Annotated in this window: 27 protein-coding genes; 12 read left to right on the forward strand and 15 right to left on the reverse strand. The window is 65.8% G+C overall.

Going from position 1 to position 26,554, the window contains the following annotated elements:
* The first annotated feature begins 7 nt into the window (after window positions 1-7).
* The 5 genes from OH799_RS11875 to OH799_RS11895 all read left to right on the forward strand — a co-directional run bounded on the left by OH799_RS11875 (window position 8) and on the right by OH799_RS11895 (window position 5,874).
* The gene (locus OH799_RS11875) at window positions 8-1,237 is read left to right on the forward strand and encodes an MFS transporter (protein WP_406279291.1); all 1,230 of its coding nucleotides are present in this window, start codon (window positions 8-10) and stop codon (window positions 1,235-1,237) included.
* A gap of 150 nt (window positions 1,238-1,387) precedes the next feature.
* Window positions 1,388-2,434, forward strand: coding sequence for a flavin-containing monooxygenase (locus tag OH799_RS11880; protein WP_406279294.1), 1,047 nt, complete (start codon window positions 1,388-1,390; stop codon window positions 2,432-2,434).
* 57 nt (window positions 2,435-2,491) lie between these two features.
* The gene (locus tag OH799_RS11885; RefSeq protein ID WP_406279297.1) at window positions 2,492-3,415 is read left to right on the forward strand and encodes an NAD(P)H-dependent flavin oxidoreductase; all 924 of its coding nucleotides are present in this window, start codon (window positions 2,492-2,494) and stop codon (window positions 3,413-3,415) included.
* Window positions 3,416-3,445: 30 nt separating this feature from the next.
* The gene (locus OH799_RS11890) at window positions 3,446-5,008 is read left to right on the forward strand and encodes an AMP-binding protein (protein ID WP_406279300.1); all 1,563 of its coding nucleotides are present in this window, start codon (window positions 3,446-3,448) and stop codon (window positions 5,006-5,008) included.
* 44 nt (window positions 5,009-5,052) lie between these two features.
* Window positions 5,053-5,874, forward strand: a complete 822-nt coding sequence (locus OH799_RS11895) for an alpha/beta fold hydrolase (RefSeq protein ID WP_406279303.1) — start codon at window positions 5,053-5,055, stop codon at window positions 5,872-5,874.
* A gap of 124 nt (window positions 5,875-5,998) precedes the next feature.
* On the opposite strand, the gene OH799_RS11900 is transcribed toward OH799_RS11895, so the two are convergent.
* The 4 genes from OH799_RS11900 to OH799_RS11915 form a co-directional block, all read right to left on the reverse strand.
* A complete protein-coding gene (locus tag OH799_RS11900; RefSeq protein WP_406279306.1) occupies window positions 5,999-6,922 on the reverse strand; it encodes a hypothetical protein in 924 nt (307 codons plus the stop codon).
* 140 nt (window positions 6,923-7,062) lie between these two features.
* A complete protein-coding gene (locus tag OH799_RS11905; RefSeq protein WP_406279309.1) occupies window positions 7,063-7,629 on the reverse strand; it encodes a DUF6262 family protein in 567 nt (188 codons plus the stop codon).
* Complete coding sequence (locus OH799_RS11910) at window positions 7,626-10,169, reverse strand: tyrosine-type recombinase/integrase (RefSeq protein WP_406279312.1); 2,544 nt, start codon at window positions 10,167-10,169, stop codon at window positions 7,626-7,628. Before OH799_RS11910 ends, OH799_RS11905 begins: the two co-directional genes overlap by 4 nt.
* 11 nt (window positions 10,170-10,180) lie before the next feature.
* Window positions 10,181-11,278: a tyrosine-type recombinase/integrase gene (locus OH799_RS11915; protein ID WP_406279315.1), complete on the reverse strand. Its 1,098-nt coding sequence runs from the start codon at window positions 11,276-11,278 to the stop codon at window positions 10,181-10,183.
* A gap of 209 nt (window positions 11,279-11,487) precedes the next feature.
* On the opposite strand from OH799_RS11915, the gene OH799_RS11920 reads away from it, so the two are divergent.
* Window positions 11,488-11,949 carry a GNAT family N-acetyltransferase gene (locus OH799_RS11920; protein WP_406282009.1) on the forward strand — a complete coding sequence of 154 codons (462 nt, stop codon included), beginning with the start codon at window positions 11,488-11,490 and terminating at the stop codon, window positions 11,947-11,949.
* 61 nt (window positions 11,950-12,010) lie between these two features.
* Here the strand turns inward: OH799_RS11920 and OH799_RS11925 are convergent, their stop codons facing one another.
* The 4 genes from OH799_RS11925 to OH799_RS11940 form a co-directional block, all read right to left on the reverse strand.
* The gene (locus OH799_RS11925; protein WP_406279318.1) at window positions 12,011-12,253 is read right to left on the reverse strand and encodes a hypothetical protein; all 243 of its coding nucleotides are present in this window, start codon (window positions 12,251-12,253) and stop codon (window positions 12,011-12,013) included.
* Window positions 12,244-12,510 carry a hypothetical protein gene (locus OH799_RS11930; protein ID WP_406279321.1) on the reverse strand — a complete coding sequence of 89 codons (267 nt, stop codon included), beginning with the start codon at window positions 12,508-12,510 and terminating at the stop codon, window positions 12,244-12,246. Before OH799_RS11930 ends, OH799_RS11925 begins: the two co-directional genes overlap by 10 nt.
* A gap of 253 nt (window positions 12,511-12,763) precedes the next feature.
* Window positions 12,764-13,027, reverse strand: a complete 264-nt coding sequence (locus OH799_RS11935) for a GFA family protein (RefSeq protein WP_406279324.1) — start codon at window positions 13,025-13,027, stop codon at window positions 12,764-12,766.
* A gap of 331 nt (window positions 13,028-13,358) precedes the next feature.
* Window positions 13,359-14,222 (reverse strand): sigma-70 family RNA polymerase sigma factor, encoded by an 864-nt coding sequence (locus OH799_RS11940; RefSeq protein ID WP_406279327.1) that lies wholly within the window; start codon window positions 14,220-14,222, stop codon window positions 13,359-13,361.
* Between the two features lie 76 nt (window positions 14,223-14,298).
* Between OH799_RS11940 and OH799_RS11945 the strand changes: the two genes are divergently transcribed.
* From OH799_RS11945 to OH799_RS11970, 6 genes are all read left to right on the forward strand, one after another.
* Window positions 14,299-14,679 carry a DoxX family protein gene (locus tag OH799_RS11945; RefSeq protein ID WP_406279330.1) on the forward strand — a complete coding sequence of 127 codons (381 nt, stop codon included), beginning with the start codon at window positions 14,299-14,301 and terminating at the stop codon, window positions 14,677-14,679.
* Between the two features lie 67 nt (window positions 14,680-14,746).
* Window positions 14,747-15,487, forward strand: a complete 741-nt coding sequence (locus OH799_RS11950; protein WP_406279333.1) for an SDR family oxidoreductase — start codon at window positions 14,747-14,749, stop codon at window positions 15,485-15,487.
* A gap of 425 nt (window positions 15,488-15,912) precedes the next feature.
* Window positions 15,913-17,094: an NAD(P)/FAD-dependent oxidoreductase gene (locus OH799_RS11955; protein ID WP_406279336.1), complete on the forward strand. Its 1,182-nt coding sequence runs from the start codon at window positions 15,913-15,915 to the stop codon at window positions 17,092-17,094.
* A gap of 254 nt (window positions 17,095-17,348) precedes the next feature.
* Window positions 17,349-18,350 carry a hypothetical protein gene (locus OH799_RS11960; protein WP_406279339.1) on the forward strand — a complete coding sequence of 334 codons (1,002 nt, stop codon included), beginning with the start codon at window positions 17,349-17,351 and terminating at the stop codon, window positions 18,348-18,350.
* Window positions 18,351-18,360: 10 nt separating this feature from the next.
* Window positions 18,361-19,311: a sigma-70 family RNA polymerase sigma factor gene (locus tag OH799_RS11965; protein ID WP_406279342.1), complete on the forward strand. Its 951-nt coding sequence runs from the start codon at window positions 18,361-18,363 to the stop codon at window positions 19,309-19,311.
* 358 nt (window positions 19,312-19,669) lie between these two features.
* Window positions 19,670-20,032 (forward strand): GFA family protein, encoded by a 363-nt coding sequence (locus OH799_RS11970; RefSeq protein ID WP_406279345.1) that lies wholly within the window; start codon window positions 19,670-19,672, stop codon window positions 20,030-20,032.
* 326 nt (window positions 20,033-20,358) lie between these two features.
* On the opposite strand, the gene OH799_RS11975 is transcribed toward OH799_RS11970, so the two are convergent.
* From OH799_RS11975 to OH799_RS12005, 7 genes are all read right to left on the reverse strand, one after another.
* On the reverse strand, window positions 20,359-20,721 hold the full coding sequence (locus tag OH799_RS11975) for a hypothetical protein (protein ID WP_406279348.1): 363 nt from the start codon (window positions 20,719-20,721) through the stop codon (window positions 20,359-20,361).
* An 82-nt stretch (window positions 20,722-20,803) separates the two neighbouring features.
* On the reverse strand, window positions 20,804-20,938 hold the full coding sequence (locus OH799_RS11980) for a hypothetical protein (RefSeq protein WP_406279351.1): 135 nt from the start codon (window positions 20,936-20,938) through the stop codon (window positions 20,804-20,806).
* A gap of 32 nt (window positions 20,939-20,970) precedes the next feature.
* Window positions 20,971-21,657: an MBL fold metallo-hydrolase gene (locus OH799_RS11985; protein WP_406279354.1), complete on the reverse strand. Its 687-nt coding sequence runs from the start codon at window positions 21,655-21,657 to the stop codon at window positions 20,971-20,973.
* 240 nt (window positions 21,658-21,897) lie between these two features.
* A complete protein-coding gene (locus OH799_RS11990; protein WP_406279357.1) occupies window positions 21,898-22,833 on the reverse strand; it encodes a hypothetical protein in 936 nt (311 codons plus the stop codon).
* Entirely contained in the window at window positions 22,830-23,765 is a 936-nt protein-coding gene (locus OH799_RS11995) for a hypothetical protein (protein ID WP_406279360.1), read from the reverse strand. Before OH799_RS11995 ends, OH799_RS11990 begins: the two co-directional genes overlap by 4 nt.
* Complete coding sequence (locus OH799_RS12000) at window positions 23,762-24,655, reverse strand: DUF4913 domain-containing protein (RefSeq protein ID WP_406279363.1); 894 nt, start codon at window positions 24,653-24,655, stop codon at window positions 23,762-23,764. The genes OH799_RS11995 and OH799_RS12000 overlap by 4 nt, the downstream gene beginning before the upstream one ends.
* Window positions 24,652-26,529 (reverse strand): type IV secretory system conjugative DNA transfer family protein, encoded by a 1,878-nt coding sequence (locus OH799_RS12005; RefSeq protein ID WP_406279366.1) that lies wholly within the window; start codon window positions 26,527-26,529, stop codon window positions 24,652-24,654. The genes OH799_RS12000 and OH799_RS12005 overlap by 4 nt, the downstream gene beginning before the upstream one ends.
* Window positions 26,530-26,554 lie beyond the last annotated feature (25 nt).

A 26,554-nucleotide genomic window follows, 5' to 3' on the forward strand; every position in this document is an offset into this window, starting at 1 on the left:
TCCAGCAATGCAGGCCATTTCGGCGCTGCGGACCCCCGTCGCGACCCGCACCGAGTTGCGGCGGGTGCTGGTGGTGCTGTGCTTGACCGAGATCACCAGTTGGGGTGTGCTGTTCTACGCCTTTCCCGTTCTGCTCCACGACATCACCACGAGCACCGGCTGGGCAGCGACCGCGCTGACCGCCGCGTTCTCCGCTGGACAACTCCTCGCGGCCGTGGTCGGTATCCCGGTGGGGCGCTACCTCGACCGTCATGGGCCTCGTACCGCGATGACTGCGGGATCGCTGCTGGCGATACCCGCGCTGGTCGTCGTCGCTACAGCCCAGAATCTGGTGTGGTTCTTCGCGGGATGGATGCTGGTCGGGGTCTCGATGGGTGCGGTGCTGTATCCACCGGCGTTCGCGGCGCTGACCCGCTGGCACGGCCCGGACCGGGTGCGTGCGCTGACGGTGCTGACCTTGGCCGCGGGTTTGGCCAGCACGGTGTTCGCGCCGTTGACCGCCGTCCTCGCGGCGCAGTTCGGGTGGCGTGGCACCTATCTGGTGCTGGCGCTGGTCCTGGCCGTGGTGACCGTGCCCGGACACTGGTTCGGGTTAGGGCTGCCGTGGCCGCCGCGCCCGGCCGCTGAACCCGAGCACGCGCACCTGGGCGCACCCGCGAAGGTGGCACGCAGTCCGGTATTCATCGCGCTGGCAGTGTCATTGGCGATCACCGGGTTCGCCTCCTTCGCGGTGGTGGTCACCTTGGTGCCGTTGATGACCGAACGCGGAATCAGTACCGATACCGCCGCGATCGCGCTCGGACTCGGTGGCGCCGGGCAGGTCGCCAGCCGCATCGGCTACGGCGCCTTCGCCGCCCGCACCAGCGTCCGCACCCGCACCGTCGTGATCGTCCTCGCTATCGCCGCGACCACCGCGCTGCTCGGTGTGCTGAGCACCACCGTCGCGTTGATCGGCGCCGCGATCCTGGCCGGGATGGCCCGTGGCGTGTTCACCCTGCTCCAAGCCACCGCGATCACCGACCGCTGGGGCCCAGCCCATTACGGGCACCTCACCGCACTGCTGTCGGCGCCGTTGACCATCACCATGGCCTTGGCGCCCTTCGCCGCGACCGCCCTGGCCGACGCCCTGCACGGCTACGCCACCGCGTTCCTGCTGCTGGGTGCACTCGCCGCCGCAGCCGCCGCACTGGCCGCCGCCACGATCCCGAAACATCCAGCGACAACACCCAACTCATAACACAGCAACTCCCGTCGGCACACACACAGGGGATCCGCTCGTGTGTCGGTTGAACCGACGAACCCCACCGACGGGGCCGCCGGATCCGGCACGAGCCGACCCGCCGGACACCGTGGCATCGACTGACGAAGAATTGAAGGAACGATTCTGATGAGCGAGAACAACATTCACGACGCGGTCGTGATCGGTGGCGGACAGTCCGGGCTCGCGGCCGCATGGGCGCTGCGCAAGCGAGGACTGGCCCCGATCGTGCTCGAAGCCGGAACTGAACCCGTCGGGTCCTGGCCGCACTACTACGACAGCCTGACCCTGTTCAGCCCCGCCCGCTACAGCTGCCTGCCCGGTATGGCCTTCCCCGGCGACCCCGAGCACTACCCGCACCGCGACGAGGTCGTCGACTACCTGCGCGCCTACGCCAAAACACTCGACGCCGAGATCCGTACCACCACCCGCGCCACCGCCGTGCACCACCGGGACGAGCTGTTCACCGTCGTCACCGACGACGGTGAGGACATTTCGACGCGACGGGTGATCGCGGCGACCGGTGGATTCGGCCGCCCCTACCTGCCCGACCTACCAGGTTTGGGCACCTTCACCGGACGCACGCTCCACGCCAGCGACTACCGCGAGCCCGCCGCCTTGGCAGGCCAGCGGGTGGTGGTCGTGGGAGCCGGGAACTCCGCGGTCCAGATCGCGGTCGAACTCGCCGAACACGCCCACGTCAGTCTCACCACCCGCAACCCGGTCAAATATGTGCGCCAGCGCCCGCTGGGACGCGACATGCACTTCTGGTTCAAGGTCACCGGTATCGACACCGCCCCGATCGGACCGTGGATCGGCGACCCGCCGACCGCCCCGGTCTTCGACACCGGCCGCTACCGCAACGCGATCGACCTCGGGCGCCCGGATCACCGCCCGATGTTCACCAGCATCGAGGGCGACGAAATCGTCTGGGCCGACGGCAATCGCGAAAATCTCGATGTGCTGTTGTTGGCCACCGGCTACCGACCTGACCTGGACTACCTTGCACCGTTGGGTGCCCTCGACGACAGCGCCCACCCCCGTCAGCGCCGTGGGCTCTCCACGATCCACCCCGGACTCGGGTACGTCGGGCTGGAATGGCAACGCAGTCTGTCCTCGGCGTCGCTGCGTGGCGTCGGAGCCGACGCCACCTACCTCGCCAAACGCCTGCCATGACCGGTAAACCCACCGCCGCACAACAACATTCATCCCTGCCGAGTTCGGAGGCGACCGATGACGATCCCGCCACTGCTGCGCACTCTCACCGTGCCGGTCATCGCCGCGCCGATGACCGACGTGTCCGGACCCGAGTTGGTGATCGCCGCCTGCCGCGCGGGTGTGGTCGGGACCTTCCCCGCCCACAACGCCGCATCGACCGATGATCTGGACGCCTGGTTGGCCACGATCACCACCACACTCGCCACGGATCCTGGTGCCGCACCGTTCGCGGTCAACCTGATCGTGCACCCCAGCAACGACCGCCTCACAACAGATCTAGAGTGTCTGGCCGAGCATCGAGTACCGATCGTCATCACCAGCGTCGGCTCACCTGCCCCGGTACTCGAACCCCTCCACCAGTCCGGTGCCCTGGTATTCGTCGACGTCGCCACCCTGCGCCACGTCGACCGCGCCATCGGGGCGGGCGCTGACGGGCTGGTGCTGCTGTGCGGGGGCGCCGGTGGGCAGACCGGCACCGCGAGCCCGCTGGCGTTTCTTCCGGCGGTACGCGACCGGTTCGACGGACCGATCGCCCTCGCCGGTGGCATCTGCGATGGCCGATCACTATGGGCGGCAAAGGTACTCGGAGCCGACTTCGGATACCTCGGCACCAAATTCATCGCCACCCCCGAAAGTCTCGCACCGGTGGAGTTCAAGGCGGCACTGATCGCGGCGACGCTCGACGACATCGTCACCACCTCAGGGCCCAGCGGGCTGCCCGCCAACTTCCTGCGTGAGTGGCTGGCCGCCCACGACATCGAACCCGACACCGCTGGCGGCTATCAACAATCTCGCCTGTTCGCCTACAAGAACGTCTGGAGCGCCGGTCACAGCGTCAGCGGAGTGACCAGCGAACAGTCCACCGCCACTGTCATCGCCCAACTCGCTCGCCAATACCACGCCGCGCGAGCGGCGACGGCAACCGATCTGCTCGTTTGACCCCCGTCTCGAACCAACGAAGGAGCGACAATGTGGGGAACACTGCCACGGTTGATGGCCCGCGTCACCGCCGATCACGGCGACCGGAGCGCCATCATCGACGGCGACCGGTCACTGACCTACACCGAACTCGCCGCGGCCACCAACCGCGTCAGCACCGGGCTGATCGAAGCCGGACTACGACCCGGTGACCGCGTCGGCATCCTCATGCCCAACTGTCTGGAATATATCCCCACCCTCTACGGGGTATGGGGTGCCGGTGGTGTCGTCACCCAAATGCCCGCCCGCGCATCCGCATCGGACTTCCGCTACTTCCTCAACTCCGCCGCCACCACCACCCTGATCCACCACCACAACTTCGACACCGCACTGACCGGCATCCGCACCGACAGCCCCACCCTGTCAACGGTGATCCGACTGGGATCCCCACCCGCCCCCGACACCGAGGCCCTCGACTACACCGCCCTGTTCGGTGCCGCCGACCCGACCCCGCCACCGATCCGGATCGGTGAGAACGACCTGGCGTTCATCGGTTTCACCTCCGGCACGACCGGTGTCCCCAAAGGTGTTCTGCAAACCCACGCCACCTGGCTGCACTACTGCGTCACCGCCGGTCTCGAGATCGGCGACACCCGCCCCGGTGAAATCTTCGCCCACGGCGCACCGATGACGCATTTCACCCAAACATTCATCATGCCCACCCTCATGCGCGGCGGCACCAACCTCATCCTGCCCGGCCTCGACGTCGATACCCTGCTGTCCGCGATCGACACCCACAAGGTCACCGCCACTGCGGTCGTGCCCACCATCATCTACCTGCTCCTGGCCCGCACCGACCTCACCGACTACGACCTGACCTCCCTGCGAACGGTCATCTACGCCGGATCACCGATGGCACCGTCCGAACTCGAGCACGCTCTGCGCGTGTTCGGCCCCGTCTTCGCCCAGGCATACGCCGGTACCGAACCCGGCTACATCAGCACCCTGCGCAAACAAGACCACCTCCTCCAAACCCCCACGCAGCGAGCACGTTTGGCTTCAGCGGGGCGACCGATGTACCACGTCGACCTCAGCATCCGACACGACAACGGACAAGTCGTCGCCGCAGGCGAGGCCGGCGAGATCTGGGTGCGACAAGCAGGACAGATGATCGGCTACCTCGACAGTTCACTGGACGCCGACACCATCCACGACGGGTGGGTGCGCACCGGCGACATCGGCTACCTCGACGAGGAAGGCTTCCTGTTCATCGTCGACCGCAAAAAAGACATGATCATCACCGGCGGGTTCAACGTGTTTCCCCGCCAGATCGAAGACATCCTCGACACCCACCCCGCCGTACGCCAATGCGCGGTCATCGGCATCCCCGACCCGAAATGGGGCGAAGCCGTCAAAGCCTACGTCGTCACCGACCCCGAAAACCCCGTCACCGGAAACGATCTCATTCGCTTGGTGCGCGAGGAGAAGGGCAGCGTGTGGGCGCCGAAATCCGTCGAATTCGTTGCAGGCCTGCCGCTCAACCCGTCCGGGAAAGTCGACAAAAAGGTTCTGCGCCAACGCCATTGGGACGGCCAAACCCGGCAAGTGCACTGACCTCCCACCACCAGACCCCTCCACACCGCCAACGGAGTAATCGAATGTCCGACACCACTTCTGCTCGCACCGACCATCTCCTGCGGGGCGGCCGGGTCCGGTCCGCCGACGGCACCATGATCAGCTATTTGACCCGCGGATCCGGACCGGTCGTAGTGTGCCTGCACGGCGGTCTGGGCAGCGCACTGAGCCTGCTGCCACTATCAGCGCACCTGGCTGACGAATACGAGATCGTCATGATGAACCTTCGCGGACACGGAACCAGCCAATGGGGCCAATCCCCACCCGCCATCGCCCACGAGATCGAAGACATCCTCGCCGTCGTCGAAGCCGTCGGACCCCTCCGCGCACTGTTCGGCTACTCCTACGGCGCAGTCCTCGCCCTCGAAACCGCACTCGCCGCACCACAGCGCATCAACAAACTCGCCCTCTACGAGCCCCCACTACCGGTCACCTACCCCATCCCCGATCCCGCCCTGCTCGAAACCGCCCTCGCCTCAGGGGATTACGAGCAACTGCTCCTCACCGCTACCACCGGTAGTGGCGGCCTGTCGCCCACCGAACTCGCCGCCTTGCGCGAGGACCCGCTGTGGCCATCGAAGGTCGCCCACGCACCCACCCTCGTCCCAACCATGCAGGTACTGGCGGGACTGCAACCCACCGTCGAGCAATACGCGGCTGTGTCCGTGCCGACAAAACTGATGGTCGGCACCACCAGCGCCCCCTATATTCTCGAAGCCGCGGACCTGCTCGCCGGCGCGATCCCCAACCTCACTCGCGAAGTCCTCCACGGGCAAGGCCACCACGTCGATCACCAACTGCTGAGCAGGTCCCTCGCGGCCTTTGCATCCGATCGTGCGGCGTGAACCTGCATTTGAACGCGGCGAACGGCGTGCCGTCACTGGCCGATTACATCGGGCTATCTTGCCCTTCGAGCAGCCGACCAACTCATCCCCGAACCACAATCGGCTCCCGGACGTCGATTCGACGTCACCACAACAGTTCGAAGTAGTCCGATCCCGTCGAGGTATAGCGATAGTCGAACCCGTTTGCTCGGAATTGTTGACGAAGCCATAGAGCCAGCCCCAGGGACAGGCCGGTCAGTTCGTCGTCGCCGACGGTGGTATCGGTGCCCGGGATATCGCCGAGCACACCGAGGAGTTCGGCCATCGGCGTGACCGCTGACCACATGTCCGGCGCAACGCGTTCGGCCGCGACGCTGGCGGCGCCGTAGGCGAGGAAGACTGCCAGGCGATCGAGCGCGGCGAAAGCGCGGTGATAGGTGTCCGTCAGATCGAACGTGCCTCGGTAGGTTTGGCGTGCGGTGTCGAACATGGCGATGATCGGCCCGTAGCCGGCCGAGTACGTGTTGTGCGCCGCTCCCATGCCTCTGGCGTGCATGGTTCGCTCGCAACGAAATTCATCGATCGCGCTCTCCGCGATCCACATGTATTCCCAGGTCAGCTGGTCGGCTGGGATCTCGAAATCTGTGCGGCGATGGACGGCCTGCGCGCTGTTGTGCTTCTGGAACAGAGTGACGTGCTGTGCTTCATGCAGGATTGTGCGGCGCAGAATTCGCTGGTTCGCACCGAGCAGCCCAGCAGGGATGACAACGACGACCTTGTCGTCGGGAAGATCGATCGTGCGAGCCGCAGCAACGGCGCCGTCACCTTTGACGGCCCGGTAGTCGGCCGCAGTCATGTTGGGGTTGGATCGTGTTGGGGATTGTGTGGCGAACTCGCCTGCAACGTGTTCGAATCGGTCGGTGAGGACCAACTCGACGCGCGCCGGGTTCGGTATTGCGGAGGCGAGCAGGGCGGCTAACCGCTGATATGCCGCGTCGCGGCCGGGCAAGGATCTCGCGGACATATCGATGGTCAATGTCAAATCACTGGCTCCCGAATCACTGGTCACCCAGCACACTCCTTCGAACGTTGTGCATGTGTCATGATGCTGCAAATGTGTGGGCCGCCACGTGTTGTCTCGGTCGGCGAGGCGTTCGGGGTGCAAAGCCTATTCGAGTTCGTCGTCGTCGAAGTCGCCAAACAATCGGGTTATTGATGACTCTCCTCACGGATCATGCGCCGAAGGCTGGCGCGGGCGGCGGTGAGGTCGTCCTGGGCCTCGGTGAGCTGATTCTCGAGATCGGCATTGGCTCGCCTGCCGGCGGCCAACTCCTCGATGAGAGTCTTGTTCTGAGCGGTGAGTTCATCGACCCGCGTGATCAGGTCTGTGGCTGCGTATTGGTCGAGTTGTTGACCGAGCTGACGTTGGATGGTGGCTTTGAGCTGATCGCGTTCGGTCCGCAGGCGAGCGACCTCGGCTCGTGCGATCGCGAGGTCGGTCTTCAATCCAGCAGTGTTGGCGGTGCGCCCGGTTTCCCGGTCCAGGTGAGGTTGGGCCTGTTGCCGCTGGCGGGCCCGCTCGATGTGTTCGCGAACGCCCGGGGCATAGACCAGCCAGTTCGAGACGCTAGCCGCTCTGGCGACGCCGGTGAACGTGATCGGTTCGTTGCGGGTGGTCATCTCGTCGATCACGGCCAGGACCTTGGCGCGCTTTTCACGGCTGGTTCGCTCCCGGGTGTCCCGGAGGACCTGGGCAGGGGTCCGAGGTCCAGTCATCTGGTTTGTCCTGGCTCGATGACGGTCAGCGGCAGGGAGAGGCGACGCTCTGTCGGTGAAGGGATGCCGTCGGCGGCCCGGACTCTGCGTAGCACTGCGGAGGCCTCTTCGACGGCGTGGCGCTCGTCGGTGGGGAGCTGGTCCAGATGTTCGCGGATGACTTCGACGACCCGCTGGAAGGCGGCGATCTGGTCGGTGAGGTTGCGAACAACGAACTCGTCGGCGTCCATCGCCTGCGCGATCTCACGGTCTGTCTTGAGGGCGCGGACGTGGTCCTCGACAGCGGGGAGGTAGGACGGGTCGGGCCGATAGAACCCGCATCCGGCGCATTGGAACCGGATCGGGCAGGCCTTGCCGCCGGCCTTGACGTTGCTGGGCTCGTGGCAGTTGCCGAACGGGACGGTCACCGACTTGGCTTGGTAGGCGGTGGCCGATCCGATAGGCGCGCGGTGCCCGTTGCGGTCGATCACGTGCGCTCGTATTGTGTTGACTGCCTGACGTTTTCGGTTCAAAGAGACCTTGAAATAGCCCATGGTCGTATCGATCGATTTGTGGTCCATGAGGTCTTTGAGCACCTCGACGCGGACCCCGGCGTCCGCGTGACGCTGGGCGTAGGAGAACCGGAACGCGTAGGGAAATATCGCACGGCGATCGAACGGCATCGGTCGCCCGTGCGGGCCGGTCTCCTCGGAGTGCAGTTCGGGGATCGAGTCGGCCCACAGGCGGATGGCCTCGGAGAACTTGTGGGTCGGCAAGTGGGTGCCCTCACCAAAGGTTTCATCGGCCGCGGGGAACAGGTAGTTCGCGCTGCGAGGCGGAAGTGCCAGTCGTGCTCGGCGCTCCCGCCATTCGAGGATTGCCTCGGCGGTCGAGATGGGGATCGGCAATCGTCGCCGGAGGCGTTTCCCTTTGCGGTTGTCCCAGAGCAGCGTGTATTCGCCGTCGATGTATTCCAGGCAGTCGAGCCCGAGCTCGCAGGTCTCGCGGGGCCGCCGCCCGGTGTCGCGGTGAACGATGTAGACAGTCTGGAAAAGTGCGCGAATGTCTTCTCGCGCGTAGTCGCCGTAGGGAATCTCCGCGCCGAGACAGGCCAGGTGATCGTCGAGCTGACCGATCACCGATTCGGGTATGGCCTTGCCGAGGTCGTCCTCGCTGGCGTCCTCGACGCAGATGCGATGCGAACGGTGGCGGGCGAAGCTGGCCGGCAAGCCCAGAAGCAGACCCGCAGCCAGGCCGTAATCGAGCAGCATGAAGAACGCGCCGACGATATCTCGGCGACGCTTGGCCGCCGCCAGCTCCCCGTTCCTGAGGTTGCGCATCTGCCGGATGCCGTCGATCACAGCGTTGATATCGGCGAACCCCAGCCCGGCAAGATCCATGCCGCCGCCCGGCCGCAGCGCGAGAGCTTGCGACGCGATCACGCATGCCAGGAAACGGCTCCGCAAGTACTCACTAACCGGCTTGGTGTCCCGCGCCCACTGCATCACCAAATCCCGCAGCCACGGCTGCGTGATCTGACCGAAGTCGAGCGAGCCGCTGCGGCGTCGACGACCGTTCGCGGAGCGAACAGAGTAAATTCCGACCGCAGTCAGATCCCAGACGAGCCTGTCCGTGGGGTCGATGCCGCGGAACTGATCGACGGCGCCGTCGAGGATCCGGTGGGCTTCACGAACAAGCACGTCCAACCCCATGGTGCCTGCAGCGCGGTCCAACAGATGGGTCCAGGCAGCGGCGTTCGTGGCCAGATACTCGGTGTCTGCGACGAGCCGCAGGAACCGGCGGACCAGGCCCGGGAAGATTTTGTGATCGTGGCGATCACGCTCTTGCAGCACGTAGAGCACTTCCAACCTGACCAAATGCCGTGTGGCGTTCAGGGAGAAGTGCTCGACCGAAAGATACGGCAGCGCAACCGTTTCTGCCCAGAACCGGATGCACGCGGCATCGTCAAGCGCCTTGCCGGCGGCCAGTGCATGGCAACGCCAATGACGGCGATGCATGACACACAACACGGCGGTGAGTGGCGCGTCCTGCTCGCATCCGCGGACCACGCAAGCCGTTGCGGGGCCGTACGGTTTGGCATCGGTAAGCCACTCGTCGAACGAGCACTGCGGCTGTGTGCCCTCCCGTTGGGCCCAGCTGCTGTAGTGGTTGGCGCAGAGGCCGCGGCACTTCGCGTCCCGTGCGCAGCGAACATCGCCGGCCGCGACCAGACAATCCGCTGTGCGGATTCTCGTCCGCCGGTCCGGATCAGTGCTGAAGGTAGCGATGAAGTCCTCGCGACTGATCTCGCTTTGGGCGAACGCTTTTGAGCACCGGGTGCAGAAGGCGTTCACGTGAACGGTCCGCCCACATGCCCTGGTAGGGCATCGTGTCACCGCCGTCCATGGGTTGTCAGGGTCCCCGGCGAACAACAGCCGCTGCGGATCCCACTCTCCGGGTCGCCAGGCGGGATCGAGGGCCTTGTGCAGCCAGTCCGCCCACGCAGTCAGGTCGATCTGCGGACCGTCTCGCGCAGCCCTGGCCGCCGACAGCTTCGTCACCGCAGATGTATTCAATTCCTGCCTTTCGTCGTCCGGGCCGCAGCGACGGCGTCGACCGCGGCGCGTTTGTCCTTGTCGGCGACGTGCGTGTAGACCTCCATAGACCGCTGAGAGACGTGTCCGAGCAGCTCCTGGACCACGCTTCGATCAGTGCCTTGTCGCAGCAGCTCAGTGGCCGCCGAATGCCGCAGCATGTGTGGTCGGGCAGTGAATCCAGCTCGTTGGGCGAGTCGGTCGAACATCTCCTTGGCGGTGTCGTACTTCATCCCCTCACCCAGCGGTGCGTGGAACAGGTTGACGAACACCAGGTCGCAGTCGGTGGCTTCCGGCACCAGGTCGCGCTCGAGCTGGTAATCGATGTAGCTGTCGACTACTGCGGTGGTCACTGGAATAGGCCGGGGCTTACGAGCTTTCGCCCAGGCACCGTTAGCGTTACGGCGCCGGCGGACATGGACGTGCGGGCCCTCGAACATGCAGCCGAACTCACGCGAGGTGGCCAGCAGATGCATATCCTCGCGGCGCAACCCCAAAGCCTCACCGATCCGCATCGCGGTATCGGCCAGCAAGATCACCAGAAACCGGTCCCGTTCCCTGGTAGCCACACGAATCAGCTCATCGATCTGCTCGCGATCGAGCCATTCGTAACCAGGGACCGCAACCTTGAACTTCACCAACGTCGTTCGGACGGTGCGGAACTGGTTGTCCTCACCCGGGTCGAAACCATCCGGCATAAACGCCAAAAACTTCGTCTGGCTCAGCCGAGCAACAACTTCCGGTGCCACCCAGCCGTGCAGACAGCCAAACCGCAACAGCTCGCACACCGTCGTCACGATGTGGTTCGCAGTGCCCTCCGCCCGGAACCTCGGCTCCACCGGTGCCAGTCGGCCCCGCGGCGGCAGCGGCTGCTCCACCAGCCAGCGCAAGAACGCCCCCAACTGCCACACTGTCGGTGCCGCCCAGTCCATGCCCGTTCGCACGCAGTACGACAAGTACAGCGCGATGCGTCCGGCGTAGGCCCGCTCAGTGTTCGGCGAGCAGTCCCGGGCCCGCAGCGCCGCCAGGTATGCGGTCGCTTCCACATGAAAGTCGTAGAAGACAGTCGACGACAACCCAGCGCACCCCACCATCCAACGGCGAAACGGCGCGCTCGGCACGAAACACCCGCGGTTGACCAGCCAGACCAGACGTCACTCGAAACCCCCAGATAGGTGTGAGGCACGCAAGGGTGCAGGCTACCTAACTCACGTACCGAAGATCGTTGGGAGGACCCAAGATAACCCGCGCCAAGTCGACATACTTCGACGAGATCGATGCGCGGATGCGCCGGTGGGCGCACAGTCAGACGTACTGCACACCAGTCGCGCATGTCGGGGCGCACGTGACTGGCCCTACGACTCTCGTGGAAAGGCTTCCTACAGTCGACGAGTATCTTCTGCTTCGCCGTCTTGTGGGATGGAAGTGTCCGCCCGAGGATGCCTGCGCGTCCGCGCTGGTGGCGAGCCTATTTGGACTCGTTGCCCAAGACCCGGACGGGCGAACTGTCGGTATGAGCCGACTCGTCGGTGACGGTCTTTACGGGCTCGTTGTCGACGTTGTTGTCGAACCAGCAGCGCAGGGACAGGGGATCGGTTCACGCATGGTTGCTCGGCTGGTCGAATGGACGCAGCAGCACGACATTCCGCACGTCGCGGTCGCCGCCGATACTTCGGTGGCAAGGTTCTACCGGGGCATGTTCGAGGACCGGGGTACCCGGTACCTGCGTCTACCCACGCCGCTCTGATGCATGTGAGCCAGGCATCGACCGCCTGGATGCTGCGTGCCTCTCGGCGCGGTGACGCCGCTCATGAAGACACGGTCTCGATAATGGGCAACCACGCCACGGTATTGTCCTTGAAGGACTGCATTCCCGACCCCTCCTTAATGTCTTCCCACGTTGAGTCTTGGCCGACTGCTGGAGCAGTCGCACCGCACAGCAGGTGTCCAGGGCTGAAGTAGCAACGAGCCGATCCCAACTCGCGCGAGAGCGCCTTGGCGATGGCGTGCTCACGGCCTCCGGGACCAACGACGAGGATCTTCACAGGCATTCATCCATAACGGGGTGCTGGGCACTCGGGTCGGTGCCTTGTCGGTATCGGCGCAGTACGGAGCGCAGCGTATCGAGGCCCCATTCGAGCTCGTCAGCGGTCAGAGTGAGCGGCGGGGTGAACCGCAGCACGCGCTCTGCCACGACGGACAGCAGTGAGCCTTGCTCACGCAGCTGCGCGAGCAGGTGTTGAGGCTCGACGACGGCGGAGACCCTCCAGGCCCTGTAGTAAATCTCCGCCGCGGGCGGCAGTGACATACAAAGCACCGTCTGCGGCGAGTTCGCGCAGTCTCCGACTCGAGGCCAGTGTGTGCCCAGCCCACTCGACGTTTCCTGGTAGAGCGGATCGATGTGGTTCATTCTCGTCCTCGGCCGCGCAATCACCGCTGCAGCAGACCCGGCCGAAGCCGCACAAGCCATCGCCGCAGAGTCGCACAGGCCCTCTGATCGAGACCGGCCGATCGTCGATCGCTCTAGACGATCTGCCGGTTTCGACAACCTGCGGGCACGATCAGTCTTGTCCTCCGACGATCGGAAGCCACGCGACAGCATTGGGACGGAAACTCTGTCGCTCGGGCGTCAAACCGGAGTGATCATCGAGGCTCATCATCGTGACGCCCACCAGTTCTGCGTCACCGTCGTCCTGGGCCGCGACAGAACTCCCGCAGATACCGCAGAAACCACGCTGAGAATCGGGAAAGGGGTTGTACCAGACCGGCTCTCCGCCTGGACCGGTACACTTGAACCCTTCGCGAGGGAAGTCGACCCACGACATTATTGGGCTACCGGACAATCTCTGACAGTGGGGCAACTACAAAGGTGCGGGAACGAGAGTCCGCCGGTCGACTGGTACCTGATGTTGCCGCTTCTCTGCACCATGCAAGTGGACTCGCCATCGGCTGCCGCGTCGCCAATCGTTGGACTACCGACAACGGCTGATGCTCCCAGGAACCTGTTCCAGATCTGTCACGCCTGGCTGATCAATGGCGCCGGCTAGCATCCCATAATGCCGAGTTGAGTGAATTCGGCGTGAGTGTGACGGATCCGTCCGGCGCACTGACTTCGGCGGCGGGCAGTGTCCACTCACGGACAGGTTCGAGCTCGGGCTATGGCGCCGTGAGTTCCATTTTCGACAATCGGTCCTCGTCCGCGACCGCGTCGATCCCTGCGATGAGCTCGCCCGCGAATCGGATGGTCATCACCAGCATCAGTTTGGCGCACGGGGCCAGCACCAGGCCCGGCTCGCCGTCGAGCATGATCGCGCGAGCAACCTGCGCCTTTCCACAGAAGTTTTCGGCCAGGACTCGACCACCGTCGAAGTCGGTCCCCGCTCCCAGCAGGCGTGCGGCCTCGTCCGTGCGGTAGGTCGCGTCGGGGTCGAGCATCGCCAGCAGCTCCTCGAACTCGCCGTTCTGTGCGGCGCGCAGGAACACCTCGACGGCGCGGTATTGCCGCATGCGGTCGTCGCTGCCCGTCCCGGAGTTGCCGCGCACTCGTCCACGCGCCCGGCTGGCGATCCGTTGTGTCGTCTCCGGGCTGCGGTCGACGATCGGGGCGATGTCGGTGAACGATACGGCGAACAGGTCGTGCAGGACGAAGGCGATCCGTTCGGTCGGCGAGAGCTTGTCCAAGACCACCAGCAGCGCCAAGCCGACAGAGTCCGCGAGTAGAGCCTCCTCCTCTGGATCGGTCCGAAGGCGCGTCGCGAGACCTGCGCCGTGTTCGTCGAGGGAGTCCTCACGGCGCGATTCGCGGGACCTGAGCATGTCCAGGCAAACCCGGCTCACCACGGTCGTCAGCCATCCGGCCAGATTCTCGACGCCACCGGTGTCGGCCCCGGTGGCCTTGAGCCAGGCCACCTGGAGGGCGTCGTCGGCCTCGCTGAGCGACCCCAACATCCGGTAGGCCACCGCCCGCAGATGGCTCCGATGCTCCTCGAAGCGTGTCGCGAGCAATTCGTTTCGGTTCATCTGTCTGGTTTCCTCGCCGTCACCCGTCAGAGAAGCAGCAAGCCATTCCGACATGAATATCTGGAGGCAGTCAATCATGAACGTCGCTCTGTGGATCGTCACCGGGTTGCTGGCAGCCGTGCTCCTTGCCAGCAGCGCCAAGATCGTGATCCCTAAAGAGAAGATTCTGGCCGCCGGCAAGTATGCCACGTGGGCCGAGGCATTTAGCCCGGCCGCCCTGAAAGCTCTTGGGGTCGTGGACCTTCTGGGCGCGGCGGGGTTGATCCTGCCCGCCGTGCTCGACATCGCACCGATTCTGGTGCCGGTGGCGGCGACCGGCACGGCCCTGCTGTTCGCCGGGGCGATCATCGTGCGGGTCCGGCGCGGTTTGTGGGCCACGGCCGTCGCCGAGGTGCTCTACCTGGCCATGGCCGTCTTCGTGGTCTGGGGGCGTTTCAGCCTCGAACCCTTCGCCTGACTCAGCTTCGATCCGACACCGGCCGCGCGCCTTCGTGTGCGGGAACCATCACAAAGGAGAAAACCATATGACCTCGCAACCGACCTCGGCGCTCATCACCGGAGGCAACAAAGGGCTGGGTCTGGAGACCGCCCGCCGACTCGGAGAAAAAGGCTGGACGATCTTTCTCGGCTCGCGTGACCCCGGACGCGGACACGCAGCCGCCGACCAGTTGACCGCCTGCGGCATCAACGTGACCATGATCCCGCTGGACGTGGCCTCGGACCAGTCCGTGGCCGATGCTGTGGACCGCGTCCGCCAGCACACCGACCGACTGGACGTACTCGTCAACAACGCGGGCGCGGCAGGCAACATCGTCACCCCCGCTGAGGTAACGGTCGAAGAAGTTCACTCCGTCTACAACACCAACGTCTATGGCCCCATCAGGGTCACCAACGCATTCCTGCCCCTGCTACGGGTGACCGACAACCCACGAGTTGTGATGGTGTCCAGCGCTATCGGATCCATGACGATCGCGACCGACCCCACACAGCCCCCCACCAAATTCCACGAGCTCGCCTACAGCTCCTCCAAAGCAGCCCTGAACATGATCACCATCAGATACGCCAAAGCCCTCCCAGAGATCAAATTCAACCTCCTCACCCCCGGAGAGATCGCCAACGGCAAATACACCGCCACCGACATCAACAATCACACCGGCCAACTTACCGTCACCGAAGGCACCGACCCGATCATCGAACTCGCGACTATCGACGCCGACGGACCGACCGCGACCTTCATCGACCGCCTCGGCCCTATTCCCTGGTAACCAGCCCTCACCCGCACTGTGCGCACCCCGCATCGACGGAGTGCGCACAGCGAATCATCCACTGCCAGTGGCTATCCAAACGGTCTTTGCAGTTCGTCCGTCCAGGACCCTCGTCATTCGAGGCCCTGATCGAATGAACCGACAAGCACGGCCCTGCCGATCGCAATCGGGCGCAGACGCTCTCGTGCAACGCACGCACATGCCGCGTGGCGCGCTGACCGAACCGGCCAGCGCGCCACCTCGAAAGATCAACGGGGCCTAGTCGCCTGGTGCTGGCCGAGCGCGCCATCATGCCGATTGCGGTCGTTTTCGGTGCAGCACTCGAACGGTGACCATGGAGGAGTGATCCACATCACTGGCTGGTGCTGTCAGGAATTCGGGGGCTGTCTCGTTCAAGGAGCACGCGAACCAGACAGGAGCGAATCATGAAGCACCGCATCGTCGTCCTCGGGGCCGGATACGCCGGAGCCTTCTCCGCCGCATACCTGGCACGCCAGCTCCACTCCGACGACTTCGAGATCATCGTCGTCAACGCCGAACCCGATTTCGTCGAGCGGCTGCGCAACCATCAACTCGCCGCCGGGCAGGATCTTCGCCACCTGCCACTGACGGAGGTGTTCGCGGGCACCGGTATTCGGCTTCGGGTGGCTCGGGTGACCGACGTCGACGTCGAGCACCGGACTGTCACGGTGGTCGATGGCGAGGGCACCGACCGGCTCGGGTACGACACCCTGCTGTACGCGCTCGGCAGCACCGCCGCCGACCCGGGCGTTGTGGGCGTGGCCGAGTACGCCTTCCACGTGGCAGCGCGGCCCGCCGCGCTGCGCCTGCGCGCACGCCTGGATGAGCTGGGCGAAGGCGGGAAGGTACTGGTCGTCGGCGGCAATTTGACCGCGATCGAGGCCGCCACCGAGCTCGCCGAATCCCGTCCAGGGCTTCGAGTCACCCTCGCTACCCGGGGCGAACTCGGCGGCTGGCTGGGCCCCAAGGCCCGGCGTCACCTGCTGCGCACGTTCAACCGGTTGGGTATCACCGTCCACGAGCACACCCCTATCGAGCGGGTCGAGGCGTCGGCGGCGGTCGCGGCCGACGGCACCGTGTTCGCCTCCGACGCAACGGTGTGGGCCGCCGGTTTCGCCGTGCACCCGATCGCCGCCGCCAGTGGCCTCGCGGTGGAACCCAACGGCCAGATCACGGTCGACAATCAGATGCGGTCGGTCTCGCACCCGGATGTCTACGTTGCCGGTGACAGCGCCTTCGTCATCGGCGATAACGGTCGGCCGTTACCGATGTCCTGCGCGACCGCGGGATCCACCAGCAGGCAGGCGGCGGCCGCGATCGTCGGGGACCGGACCGGGCGCAAGATCGCGATGTCCAAGCAGTCCTACGTCGGCAACCACATCAGCCTCGGCCGCAATGACGCGCTGTTCCAGTTGGTCGACGGTGAGGCGCGTTCCAAGCCGGGGGCCCTGACCGGCCGGACGGCCGTGCGCGTCAAGTCGGCAACCCTCTGGATGTCCGTCTGGGGCCTGTTCCACCCGACCTTCGGAATGCCGAATCACAAGTACCGCTTGACCACCCGAGAGCACGACGTGGTTCCCGCATAGGGTCCTGCCCATCGACGCTGCCGCCGGGGCGCGTTTCGAGGCCAGCCGCAATCGGCTGGCCTCGCTCGCCTACCGTCTGCCCGGCTCGGCCGCCGACGAGGCACTCGACCGAGCAATCGCGATGCGCGTCGAGGACACCCGCATCACCGGCCTCTACGTCGTCCGCAACCCGCACAAGCTCACCCATTCGACTCCGAGACCCGACCCACCCTGCGATGAACACCGGTTACGACCCGGCTGTTCGAGGAGTAGACATGACCACCCCGCTGGCGCCGCTCATCACTGACGCGCTTCCCTCACGATGGCCAACGGTGGCCCGAGCAGTCGCCCTGCTCACGGTGATCACCGGACTACTACTCGTCGCCTTCGCCTGGCCGTCGGTGCGGTCGTCGGTGCACGATGTGCCGGTCGCCGTCGCCGGGCCCGCTCCCGCGGTCGCGCAGATTCGCACCGCACTCGAGCAGCGTCTGCCGGGCGGGTTCGCGATCAGCGAAGTCGCCGACACCGCCGCCGCCGAACAACTCATCCGCGACCGGCAGGTGTACGGGGCGATCGACCTCAGCACCGGCACGCCGAATGTCATTCTCGCCTCCGCCGCCAGCACCGCGGTCGCCCAGACCCTGCAGAGCATGGCCACCGGCCTCGGCCAAGCAGGCAACACCGGCACCCCGGTCGCTGTGCGCGATCTCGCCGCCCTGCCCGCCGAGGACCCCCGCGGCGCGGGCCTGGCCGCAGGCGCACTGCCGCTGGTCATGGGCGGTCTGCTGTCCGCAGTGCTGCTGATCAGGCTCGTCCACGGCACCGGCCGCCGAATCGCCGGGGCACTCGCCTTCGCGGCCACCGGCGGCCTGACCGTGGCAGCGATCCTGCAATTCTGGTTCGGCTCACTGAGCGGGTCCTACCCGGCCAACGTCGGCGCTGTCGCCCTGACCATCGCGGCCACCTCGCTGACCGTCCTCGGGCTCGAATCCCTGCTCGGCATCGCCGGAATCGGGATCGGCGCCATCGCCATGATGCTCATCGGCAACCCACTCTCGGGCACCGCGACCGCACCCGAAATGCTGCCCGGCTGGTCCGGCACGCTCGGCCAGCTACTACCCCCCGGCGCCGGTGGGCGACTGCTGCGCTCGACCGCCTTCTTCGACGGACGCGGCGCCACCCAAGCCATCACCGTCCTGGTCGCCTGGATCGCGCTCGGTGCAGTGCTCTGCCTGGTTGGTGGCCTGCGCGCACGCCGGGCCGCCAACTCTGCATAAGGTCATGCCTATGCTCATGGACACCGCCACCGTGGCGAGTTTCGAAGCCAGCCGGAATCGACTGGCCGCGATCGCCTACCGCCTACTCGGCTCAGCCGCCGACGCCGAGGACACGGTGCAGGATGCGTTCCTGCGGTGGCAGGACGCCGACCGCGAGTACATAGAGGTGCCCGAGGCTTGGCTGACCAAAGTCGTCACCAATCTTGCCCTGGACCGGCTCCGGTCGGCGAAGATGCGACGCGAACGCGCAGTCGGCGCCTGGATGCCCGAACCGCTGCTCGACGGCGACCCGATGCTGGGCCCGGCCGATACCGCCGAACAACGCGAATCGGTGACCCTCGCGGTACTGACGCTGATGGAGCGGCTCTCGCCCGTCGAACGAGCCGCCTACGTACTACGCGAGGCCTTCGCCTACAGCCACTCCGAGATCGCCGAGATTCTCGGCATCACCGAGTCTGCGAGTCAGCAACACACCCACCGAGCCCGCCGTCGAATCGCCGTCGCTCGCAACAGCACTGACATCGACCCCGCCTGCGCGCGTCGAATCGTCGAGGCGTTCGTCGCCGCCGCCTCCTCCGGCCGGACCGAACAACTGATCGCGCTGCTGACCGACGACGCGACCGGCATCTCCGACGGCGCCGGCCTCGGGCTGGGCCTGGCCGAGAAGCTGATCCGGTACTCCACCCCGCAGCGCCTCGCAGACGCGATGCGGGCCTTCAAACCGTCTCCGGCCAAACGCAAACTCGTCGGCGGGTTACCCTCGATCCACGCCACCGTGGTCAACGGCTGCCCCGCCATGCTCGTCACGCTCGATGACCGGGTCGTGGGCGTCACGATCCTGGAGATCCGAGACGACAAGATCGCAGGCGTGCGCGGCATCACCGACCCGGACCGGCTCGCTCGCCTCACCGAGCAATGGCAGCGGCGCGAGCACCAGGTCCCGCTGATCGAATCGTGGTAGCGCCGTTCGACATTCGGATCTTGTGTTCGTTCATCTGTTCCCGTCGAACGATTCGGCAAGCGCCGCGGCCAGTCGGCAATGGGTTTCGAACCCACCATAATGCCGCAAGGCGGGCGTTCCGGAACGCGGGATCCGCCAATCAGCAGGGCGACAACCTGTTCCACTTCTGTACGGCCATCGGAGGTTCCACGACCGGCAACCTCGCGGTCCTCCACGGTGGCGAACGACAGCATGGCAGAGTGGTTGGTGCCTGCTCCGCGCGGAGGCTGTTCGAGGTTGAGGGCAGCGTCGTGGTTCACGCATACGAGCATGAGCACCCCTACTCATTCACGCCTTGTGCGTAACGACGAGGAGTCAAGTGAACGGCGGCTGTCTCTGTGGCAATATCCGGTTCTCTGCGGCTGGAGACCCCGATTTCCCGCACCTGTGCTCGTGTGATCACTGCCAGCGGCTTTCGGGTGCCCCGGTGATGTCATGGGTATCTTTTCCCGAGGAAGGGTTCGAGTGGACCGGCCCGGGCGGGGAACCGACCTGGTTCGAGACGTTTCCGCAGATATGCCGCGGGTTCTGCCCAGTCTGCGGATCGAGTGTGGCATCCAAAGGTGATGAGGCCGGCTTGGTCGGGGTCACGCTGGTCAGCCTCGACGATCACAGCGGCCTCATTCCTGAGCGGCAAAGCTTCAAGGACAACGCGGTTCCGTGGCTGGCCCCGCTGGGCTGAACCGCGAAATCTGCGCATCGACACCCTGTATGGGACAGGTCATTCTCTGACTTTTCCCATGCAGGCATCGTCGTTCAGCCTGCCGGGGCAGTGGTGGTCCCAAGGTGATCATCGTAGGTCCGGCGGGGGCAAGGCGCGCCAATCGTTTTGTCTCCGAATGCTTTTGCCGGAGGAAGGACAATGTGAGGTCGATGCCCTCGATCTCACCGAGCCAAGCCTCTCGCTCGGCTCGCTCTCGGCGGCCGACCAGGTCGTCTTCGATCTCGGCCAGTCGCGAAAGCATCTTCGGGTTGATGTTGAGCATCGGGCACCGGATGCACGTGTGCTCATGCTGGCAGCCAGTGCCCGAGGACAACTAGCTGCGCGCACAGGAAAAACGCTGGCCCAGCCGACAGGCCGCCGATGGGGTGGCCATCGGCGGCCGCGACCAGCGCCGCCGTCCGCGCTGCCAGCACAGTCGGCACATGGCTCGCTCCGCTCGCGGTGTTCTGCACCGATAGCGCGTAGCTGGACAAGTGCCCGGTGGAGAGGATTCCGGCGTCGCTGACCTGGAGAAGGTTGTGTCCGGCCGGGCGTGCGTGCGGCACACCGGCGAGGTGATGCCATCGGGTGAATTCACGCATCTCGACGCGGCGACGGGCGGGACGGACCTGGACTGTCACCTCGGTGGATCGGGGGAAAGATGGCATTGTTGTCTCTCCTGTGTCATTGGGTAGGGAAGGTCGGCGAGTCCGGTTGCGCGAGGTCGGCCGAATTGCTCTGGGTGCGTGACTATTCGGGCTGCCAGACTCGTCTGCCGCTGCGGTTGGAGGTGACTCGGCCGAGTTGGACGTCGGCGAAGCGCATTCCGAAGCCGAGGGTGTCGGGTGCGGCGAGTTCGTCGATCAGTCGGCGGCAGGTGGCCATGGATGCGGCGGGGTCGTCATCGACGGCGGCGGTCAGTTCGGGTGGGTGATCTGCGCCGGGGTTTGTATGGCGTCGCCGAACACGATCAGCTGGTGGCTGGGTGAGGTGAGGGTGTAGGCGAGGTGGCCGAGGCTGTGTCCGGGCGTGGCCATGGAGTGGACGCCGGGAAAGATGTCCTCACCATCGGCGACGGGGCGAACCTGGGCTGCAAACACATCCAGCATCTCGGGGCTCACGCCGGCGAGGTCATGTTGCTGCCACTCGGCGTCCCCGACGAGGACCGGGATATCAGCGAACAGACTGGTCGAGGTACCGGGCACGGACTGCCATAGCCAGCCGATGTGATCTAGGTGTAGGTGGGTGATGGCGATCAGTTCGATATCGGACAGGCGTTTTCCCGTCGCTGCGAGGCTGTCGAGCAGTTGCCCGCCGCGCTGCAGCCCGAACGGGGTCGGCACAGCTAGGGGTCCGAGTCCGGCGTCGATGAGCATGGCGCGGTTGCCGTACTCGACAAGCAGAGCGCCGATGCTGGCGACCAGGTAGCCGTCCGGGTTGATCAGATGGCGGTGTTCGGCCCAGATCTGGTCACCGGAGTCGGGGAGCCAGACGCGGGGTTCGAGCAGCGCGACGCCGTCGGGCAGGTAGGTGATGCGGTGCTCGCCCAGCTGGTGATCGTGTGCTGCGGCGGGACGGGTGAAGTGGTCGAGACTGAGAGTCATAGTGGCGGCTCCTGTTTTCTGTTTGTGAACTGGGCGCGGTCGGCGCCGAGACGCGCTGCGGTGAAGTACGCGCGCGTGGGTCCTCGGGTGGCGCGTGTCGCGACGGCCAGGTGGCCGGGTCATGGTGACGGCGTGCAGGTCGTTGGGTGTTTCGAGGCGGCGACGACGGTGATGCGGGTGCCGGAGGAATGCACGGGCGTCTCGCAATGAAAGTCAGAGGTGGACAACAGCAATCGGCGGCTACGGATCGGGTCCGGCATCCGGGTACGCCTCGATGACGGCAGACTCGCCGCCGTGGACGTCCGCCGGCGTGTCCCAGCCGCGAGCCCTCGCGGCGGGCATCGCGGCGGCAATTGCTGCATCGATGTCAGTCCCCGCCTCGAAGCTGTTGGCAGCTTCCCTGTTCAGGATGTCGCGGGCTCGTTCGATCAGGGCCTTCGGTGTCGGTGGTTGTTCTGCGTCGGAGACCACGGTGGGGGTGTCAGCGCTGCGGTCGGTGCGGCGCAGGCTGCCTAGCGAGCGCCGCACGCTGGCAGCGATGGTGGGGATGGTGTAGCTGCTCCACTGCGCGTTGAGGTCGTCGAGGCTGTCGTGCAGGTAGCTCTCGACACGCTCGTTTACGTCACTGCTGGCGGCATTGAAAACGCGGGCGCGTTGCTTGCGGTCCATTCCGATCGAGGTGGCGGTGGCCGCGACGCGCGTCCATATCGCTTCCATGTTTCGTCGGAGCTGCGCGGCGGCAGCAGGTTCCGGCTCTGCAGTGACACCATCGGTGGCGAGACGGTGTTCGCGGGCGACGGTGATAGCGGCCATATCGGCCAGCTGGCGAGTGTCGTCAAGGACCCGTTTGATATTTCGGCGGCCTGTTGCCGGCCGAGGTGCCGGGAGTAGTAGCTCGACGGTCCATGCGCGGCCGGACTGCCCGGCCGCTCGCGCCTGGTCGACCCAGTTCGCGGGCATACGGTCTAGGCGGGCGTGGATTTCGGTCAAGTCCCGATCGCGGTCGACCTCACTGACCTGGCCGAACATCAGCGTGCTGTCCGCAGAGCCCGGGGTACTCGCTTGCATGGCCTGACGCAGCCAGCTGCCGAGGGCGGCCAGCTGGTGGATGCGGCGCAGGACCGCGGCCTGCTCGAGGGGGATATCACGAATCCGCAGCGGCGAGTTCGGGCTCATAGCTCGATCCCCTGCCAGATCGGCGGAGCGGCCGGTACGTCACTGGGTGACGGATAGCTGGTCCAGGGATCGGTTCCGGGTGCGTCACTGAATGTCGGTGCCCCGATAGCTATTTCGGCATCGGTGTCGGCGTTGTCGGTCAGATTCGCGGCACCGATCGCGGTTTCGATCTCTTCACCTGGTGTGGCGGCTGACTGGAACAGCGGTTGCAGGGGTGTGAGCGCGGCACTGATCGGGGGCCCTAGCTGTTCGTGGGAGGGCAGTGCCACCGCGGTGTCGATCGCGATCCCGGCGTCAGCCAGCGCCGTGGCTTGCAAGGCGTAGACGCGGGTGTCAGTGCGTGCTGCCTGGCGCCAGCGTTGCGCGACCCCTTCGACCGGAACACCGTCGACCATCGCCATCCCGGCGGCAACCCAGTCGGATTCGGTGCCCCACAACTGGTCGCCTTGCTCGACGCTTAGACCCAGAAGGTTCGCCACGCCCGCAGTCCTGGACCGTAATACGCGCAGGTTGCGGTCGAATCCGGCCGCGACCGAGATCTCGGCTCGAGCACCGATCGGACCATAGGCCGCAGCGAGGGCGGTCCACTCGCGCAGCCGCTGCACATCCACATCGAGGCTGCTCAGTACCTGGTTCCAGTCGACAGCATCAGGGGTGCGCAGGTAGAGGTCGGCGCGCCAGCTCACTCCACGTTGGCCGCGCTCACGGACGTGGTCGATCCACGCTCGTGGCACCCCGGCGGCGTGTGTGGCGTTGGTCAGTTCTTCACGCAGGATCGCGTGGTCGTGGAAGTTCTCGTACCAGGATTGCGGTGGTCGGTGCCCGGTTTGCTGTTGGTGCCGAGTTGCTTCGGCCAGCATGCTGGTGACGATCACCGACCGGTTCTGCAGGGATTTCAGCACTTTCACCTGCGCACGCGTCGGTGCCTTCATCCCTGCCCTCCTGGCTCCTGCCGGGCTGCCGAGTCGTTGCTGAAGGCGCGGAAGTCGGGTCCGAACCCAAGGTGTTCGGTTGAGGTTTTCGCGCCCGGGGCGCCGAACCATGCGGTGGGGATCGGTGCCGCGGGTAGCCCGGGAATGTCGAGGTGTTGGTCGGGGGTGCAGCGGTGCAGGGGGCCGTTGGCGGCGTCGAGGATGTAGCGCACATGGGGGTCGATGTGGCGGACGAACAGCCCACTCATCGCGGACTCGTCCTCGGCCCGGAGGGCGGCTTCGAACACCGCGTGCAGGCCGGCGAAACGAACCGCGACCGCGTGATGGCGCCACCACTGCCGACACCAACTGTATTGGCCTTCACGGTTGTTGCCCGCGATCCGCACGGCGGTGACCGGCAGCAACCAGTCCTGCACGAACTCGCTGTAATGCGCGAACCGCGGCGGCGGCTTCTTCTCCCCCTGCTCACCACCCGCGACGGCGCTGGACGGGCGACCCGCCGGCTTGATCCATCCGGGCGGGACCGGGTCGAACGGCAGTGACGGCGTGCTGAGGTGGGTGGTGCGGGTGCATCGGTGCAGCGGCCCGTTGGCGGCATCGAGGATGACCTTGAAATGCGCGTCGACGTGTGAGAGCAGAAACGAACTCAAGCTGGTGGCGGCCTGGGCGCGGCGTTGAGCCTCGAACGCCGTGTGCAGGTGGGCGATTCGGACAGCGACGCCGCGATGGGCCCACCACTGGCGACACCAGGTGTAGGTGTTCTCCCGGTTGGCTTCGGCCAACCTGACATTGATCGAGGGCAGCAGCCACTTTTCGGTGAACTCGGTGAAATGCCGGTATGCCGGTGGCATCGGCGGCTTCTTGCCCGCCGCTGCGGTCGCCGCACTCATTGGGGCTCACCGCCAGTCGCCGTGTCGTCGTCGACAGCCTCGGTGGGCCGGGTGATCTGGTGGGCGGCTTTCTCGAAGCGAGCCAGGGATGTGCGGATCAGGGGCGCGTATTCGGTATCGGACCACCAGATCTTGCGGACGACCACCGGCCCGTGGTTCGGGAGCCGAACCACAGCGCGGTCTTTGGGGAGCGCGGCCAGCAAGGCGACATCGAGGATGGGCTCGGGGCGCCAGGTCAGTGTGCGGTTGACTCCACCGGCGCCGTGGCTGCGGGAGCGGTCTGCCACATCATGGGGGCCGGTCATCGCCGACCAATGTTCGAGGTAGTCGACCGCGGCGATACCACCGCCGTAGACCTCGATCGATTGGGCGCGCATGGTTTTCAAACCGTTGGCGCCCCAAAGGTCTTCGCCTTGTTCGAGAACCTGCAAGATCGTCATGAGGATGATCCCGCAGCCACCGGCGTAGGTGTAGTACGACGGTAGTTCGGCGATGCGGGCGCAGTTTGCTGCCTCGTCGAGCACCCCCAGCAGCGGCACGGCCAGCCGCCCATCCGGACGCACCCGCGCCGCATCGAGAGCGGCTTCCAGAATCTGTCCGACCAGTGCCGAGGTGAGCGGGGTGGCGCCGTCGGGTCCGGCCATCGACAGCGCATACAACGTATCGGTGGAGGTTACGAACTCGGCCGGTGTGAACTCCGGCAGATTATGGGTCGGGTCCTGTTCGGTCTTGTCGATGACGATGCGGGTTTTGCTGCTCTTCTTCTCGGTTTCTTCCCGCACTGCCAGCAGGTGACGTCGTGGTGGGGTGACCATGCGGGCGTAGCCCTCGTCGGAGAGCACGTTGAGAAACCGACGTGCCATGTCGTACAGGCCGTCGCGTTGGCGGGCGTAGAGGGCTTGGGATTCGAGGATTCGCTCGGCGGGACGATGGTGGCCGTAGTGGCGCAGGATCAACGCGGGGGTTTGGTCTTGGTCGCGGCCGAGCCATTCGGCCACGTGCAGCAGATCCCCTCCTGCGCACGCCGCCGCGTAGAGGTACAGGGCGAGGAGTTCTTGTGCGCCGCCGTCGAAATAGGAGTCGACCTTGGCATTGGCGGCTTGGGATGCTGACCCGGAGGCGGCCGAGACGAAGAACCCTGCCAGCTTGCGGGCCGCGGGCAAGCTCATGACCTGGGTGAGGAGGTCGACCCAGAACCCGCACTCCACCGTCCCGGTGACCGCTTGGAGATCACACAGCCAGATCCGGCCGCGCTGTTCACGCCCGTACACGGTGTGCCGATACAGATCGGGTTTGTTCGAGGTGGCCAAGCACGGCCCCCACGCCGACAACACCGCGGGGATCGCCCAGGCCATCGTCTTCCCGGTGCGGGTGCCCGCCGCGATCGTCACCCCCAGCTCAGCGGGCACGAACAACTTCACCCCACCGACCACCGTCTCCCCTAGCGGTGGGCCTTTACAGGCCTGAATCTCAGGGTCAGCGTCACGTAACAGCCGCTGGTTGGCGCGCGTGTTGTCGCAGGCACGGGCCAACCGAATCGCCGCCGGGCGTTGCATCGTGCGCGCCGCCGCGTCGATCTCACTGCCAGCGCTGATCGCCCGCCAGCACGCGACCACCAGCGCGGCCGCAGCGGCAGCGAACGCGACGCTCAGCACGCTGGCCTGCCACGGCCAGGGATGCTGGCCGGCGAGCACCTCGAGCAGCGCGGTCACTGGATGGTGCGTGACCGGCACCCCGGCCCACCAGCTACCCAGACTCAACGCCCCCCACAACGCAAGCGCGAAGGCCGCCAACGCCAGAAACACCAGCAGCAGCGCGGTTTCCTCGCCCACACCGCGTTTGGTGCGGCGGCGGGTCTGTCGCGTCGAGATCATGATCGGGCCTCCAAATGGCTGTGAA

Origin of the sequence: Nocardia sp. NBC_00881 (assembly GCF_045207455.1) — a bacterium.
Lineage (GTDB): Bacteria > Actinomycetota > Actinomycetes > Mycobacteriales > Mycobacteriaceae > Nocardia.

Coding starts and splice junctions, on each gene's coding strand:
- OH799_RS11875 (WP_406279291.1), top strand. CDS start 8: ATGCAGGCCATTTCGGCGCTGCGGACCCCCGTCGCGACCCGCACCGAG.
- OH799_RS11925 (WP_406279318.1), bottom strand. CDS start 12,253: ATGCCTGTGAAGATCCTCGTCGTTGGTCCCGGAGGCCGTGAGCACGCC.
- OH799_RS11985 (WP_406279354.1), bottom strand. CDS start 21,657: ATGACTCTCAGTCTCGACCACTTCACCCGTCCCGCCGCAGCACACGAT.
- OH799_RS11935 (WP_406279324.1), bottom strand. CDS start 13,027: ATGTCGTGGGTCGACTTCCCTCGCGAAGGGTTCAAGTGTACCGGTCCA.
- OH799_RS12000 (WP_406279363.1), bottom strand. CDS start 24,655: ATGAGTGCGGCGACCGCAGCGGCGGGCAAGAAGCCGCCGATGCCACCG.
- OH799_RS11920 (WP_406282009.1), top strand. CDS start 11,488: ATGCGCCGGTGGGCGCACAGTCAGACGTACTGCACACCAGTCGCGCAT.
- OH799_RS11955 (WP_406279336.1), top strand. CDS start 15,913: ATGAAGCACCGCATCGTCGTCCTCGGGGCCGGATACGCCGGAGCCTTC.
- OH799_RS11950 (WP_406279333.1), top strand. CDS start 14,747: ATGACCTCGCAACCGACCTCGGCGCTCATCACCGGAGGCAACAAAGGG.
- OH799_RS11980 (WP_406279351.1), bottom strand. CDS start 20,938: ATGGCCACCTGCCGCCGACTGATCGACGAACTCGCCGCACCCGACACC.
- OH799_RS11930 (WP_406279321.1), bottom strand. CDS start 12,510: ATGTCACTGCCGCCCGCGGCGGAGATTTACTACAGGGCCTGGAGGGTC.
- OH799_RS11880 (WP_406279294.1), top strand. CDS start 1,388: ATGAGCGAGAACAACATTCACGACGCGGTCGTGATCGGTGGCGGACAG.
- OH799_RS11960 (WP_406279339.1), top strand. CDS start 17,349: ATGACCACCCCGCTGGCGCCGCTCATCACTGACGCGCTTCCCTCACGA.
- OH799_RS11965 (WP_406279342.1), top strand. CDS start 18,361: ATGCTCATGGACACCGCCACCGTGGCGAGTTTCGAAGCCAGCCGGAAT.
- OH799_RS11995 (WP_406279360.1), bottom strand. CDS start 23,765: ATGAAGGCACCGACGCGTGCGCAGGTGAAAGTGCTGAAATCCCTGCAG.
- OH799_RS11895 (WP_406279303.1), top strand. CDS start 5,053: ATGTCCGACACCACTTCTGCTCGCACCGACCATCTCCTGCGGGGCGGC.
- OH799_RS11905 (WP_406279309.1), bottom strand. CDS start 7,629: ATGACTGGACCTCGGACCCCTGCCCAGGTCCTCCGGGACACCCGGGAG.
- OH799_RS11990 (WP_406279357.1), bottom strand. CDS start 22,833: ATGAGCCCGAACTCGCCGCTGCGGATTCGTGATATCCCCCTCGAGCAG.
- OH799_RS11940 (WP_406279327.1), bottom strand. CDS start 14,222: ATGAACCGAAACGAATTGCTCGCGACACGCTTCGAGGAGCATCGGAGC.
- OH799_RS11945 (WP_406279330.1), top strand. CDS start 14,299: ATGAACGTCGCTCTGTGGATCGTCACCGGGTTGCTGGCAGCCGTGCTC.
- OH799_RS11975 (WP_406279348.1), bottom strand. CDS start 20,721: ATGCCATCTTTCCCCCGATCCACCGAGGTGACAGTCCAGGTCCGTCCC.
- OH799_RS11885 (WP_406279297.1), top strand. CDS start 2,492: ATGACGATCCCGCCACTGCTGCGCACTCTCACCGTGCCGGTCATCGCC.
- OH799_RS12005 (WP_406279366.1), bottom strand. CDS start 26,529: ATGATCTCGACGCGACAGACCCGCCGCCGCACCAAACGCGGTGTGGGC.
- OH799_RS11890 (WP_406279300.1), top strand. CDS start 3,446: ATGTGGGGAACACTGCCACGGTTGATGGCCCGCGTCACCGCCGATCAC.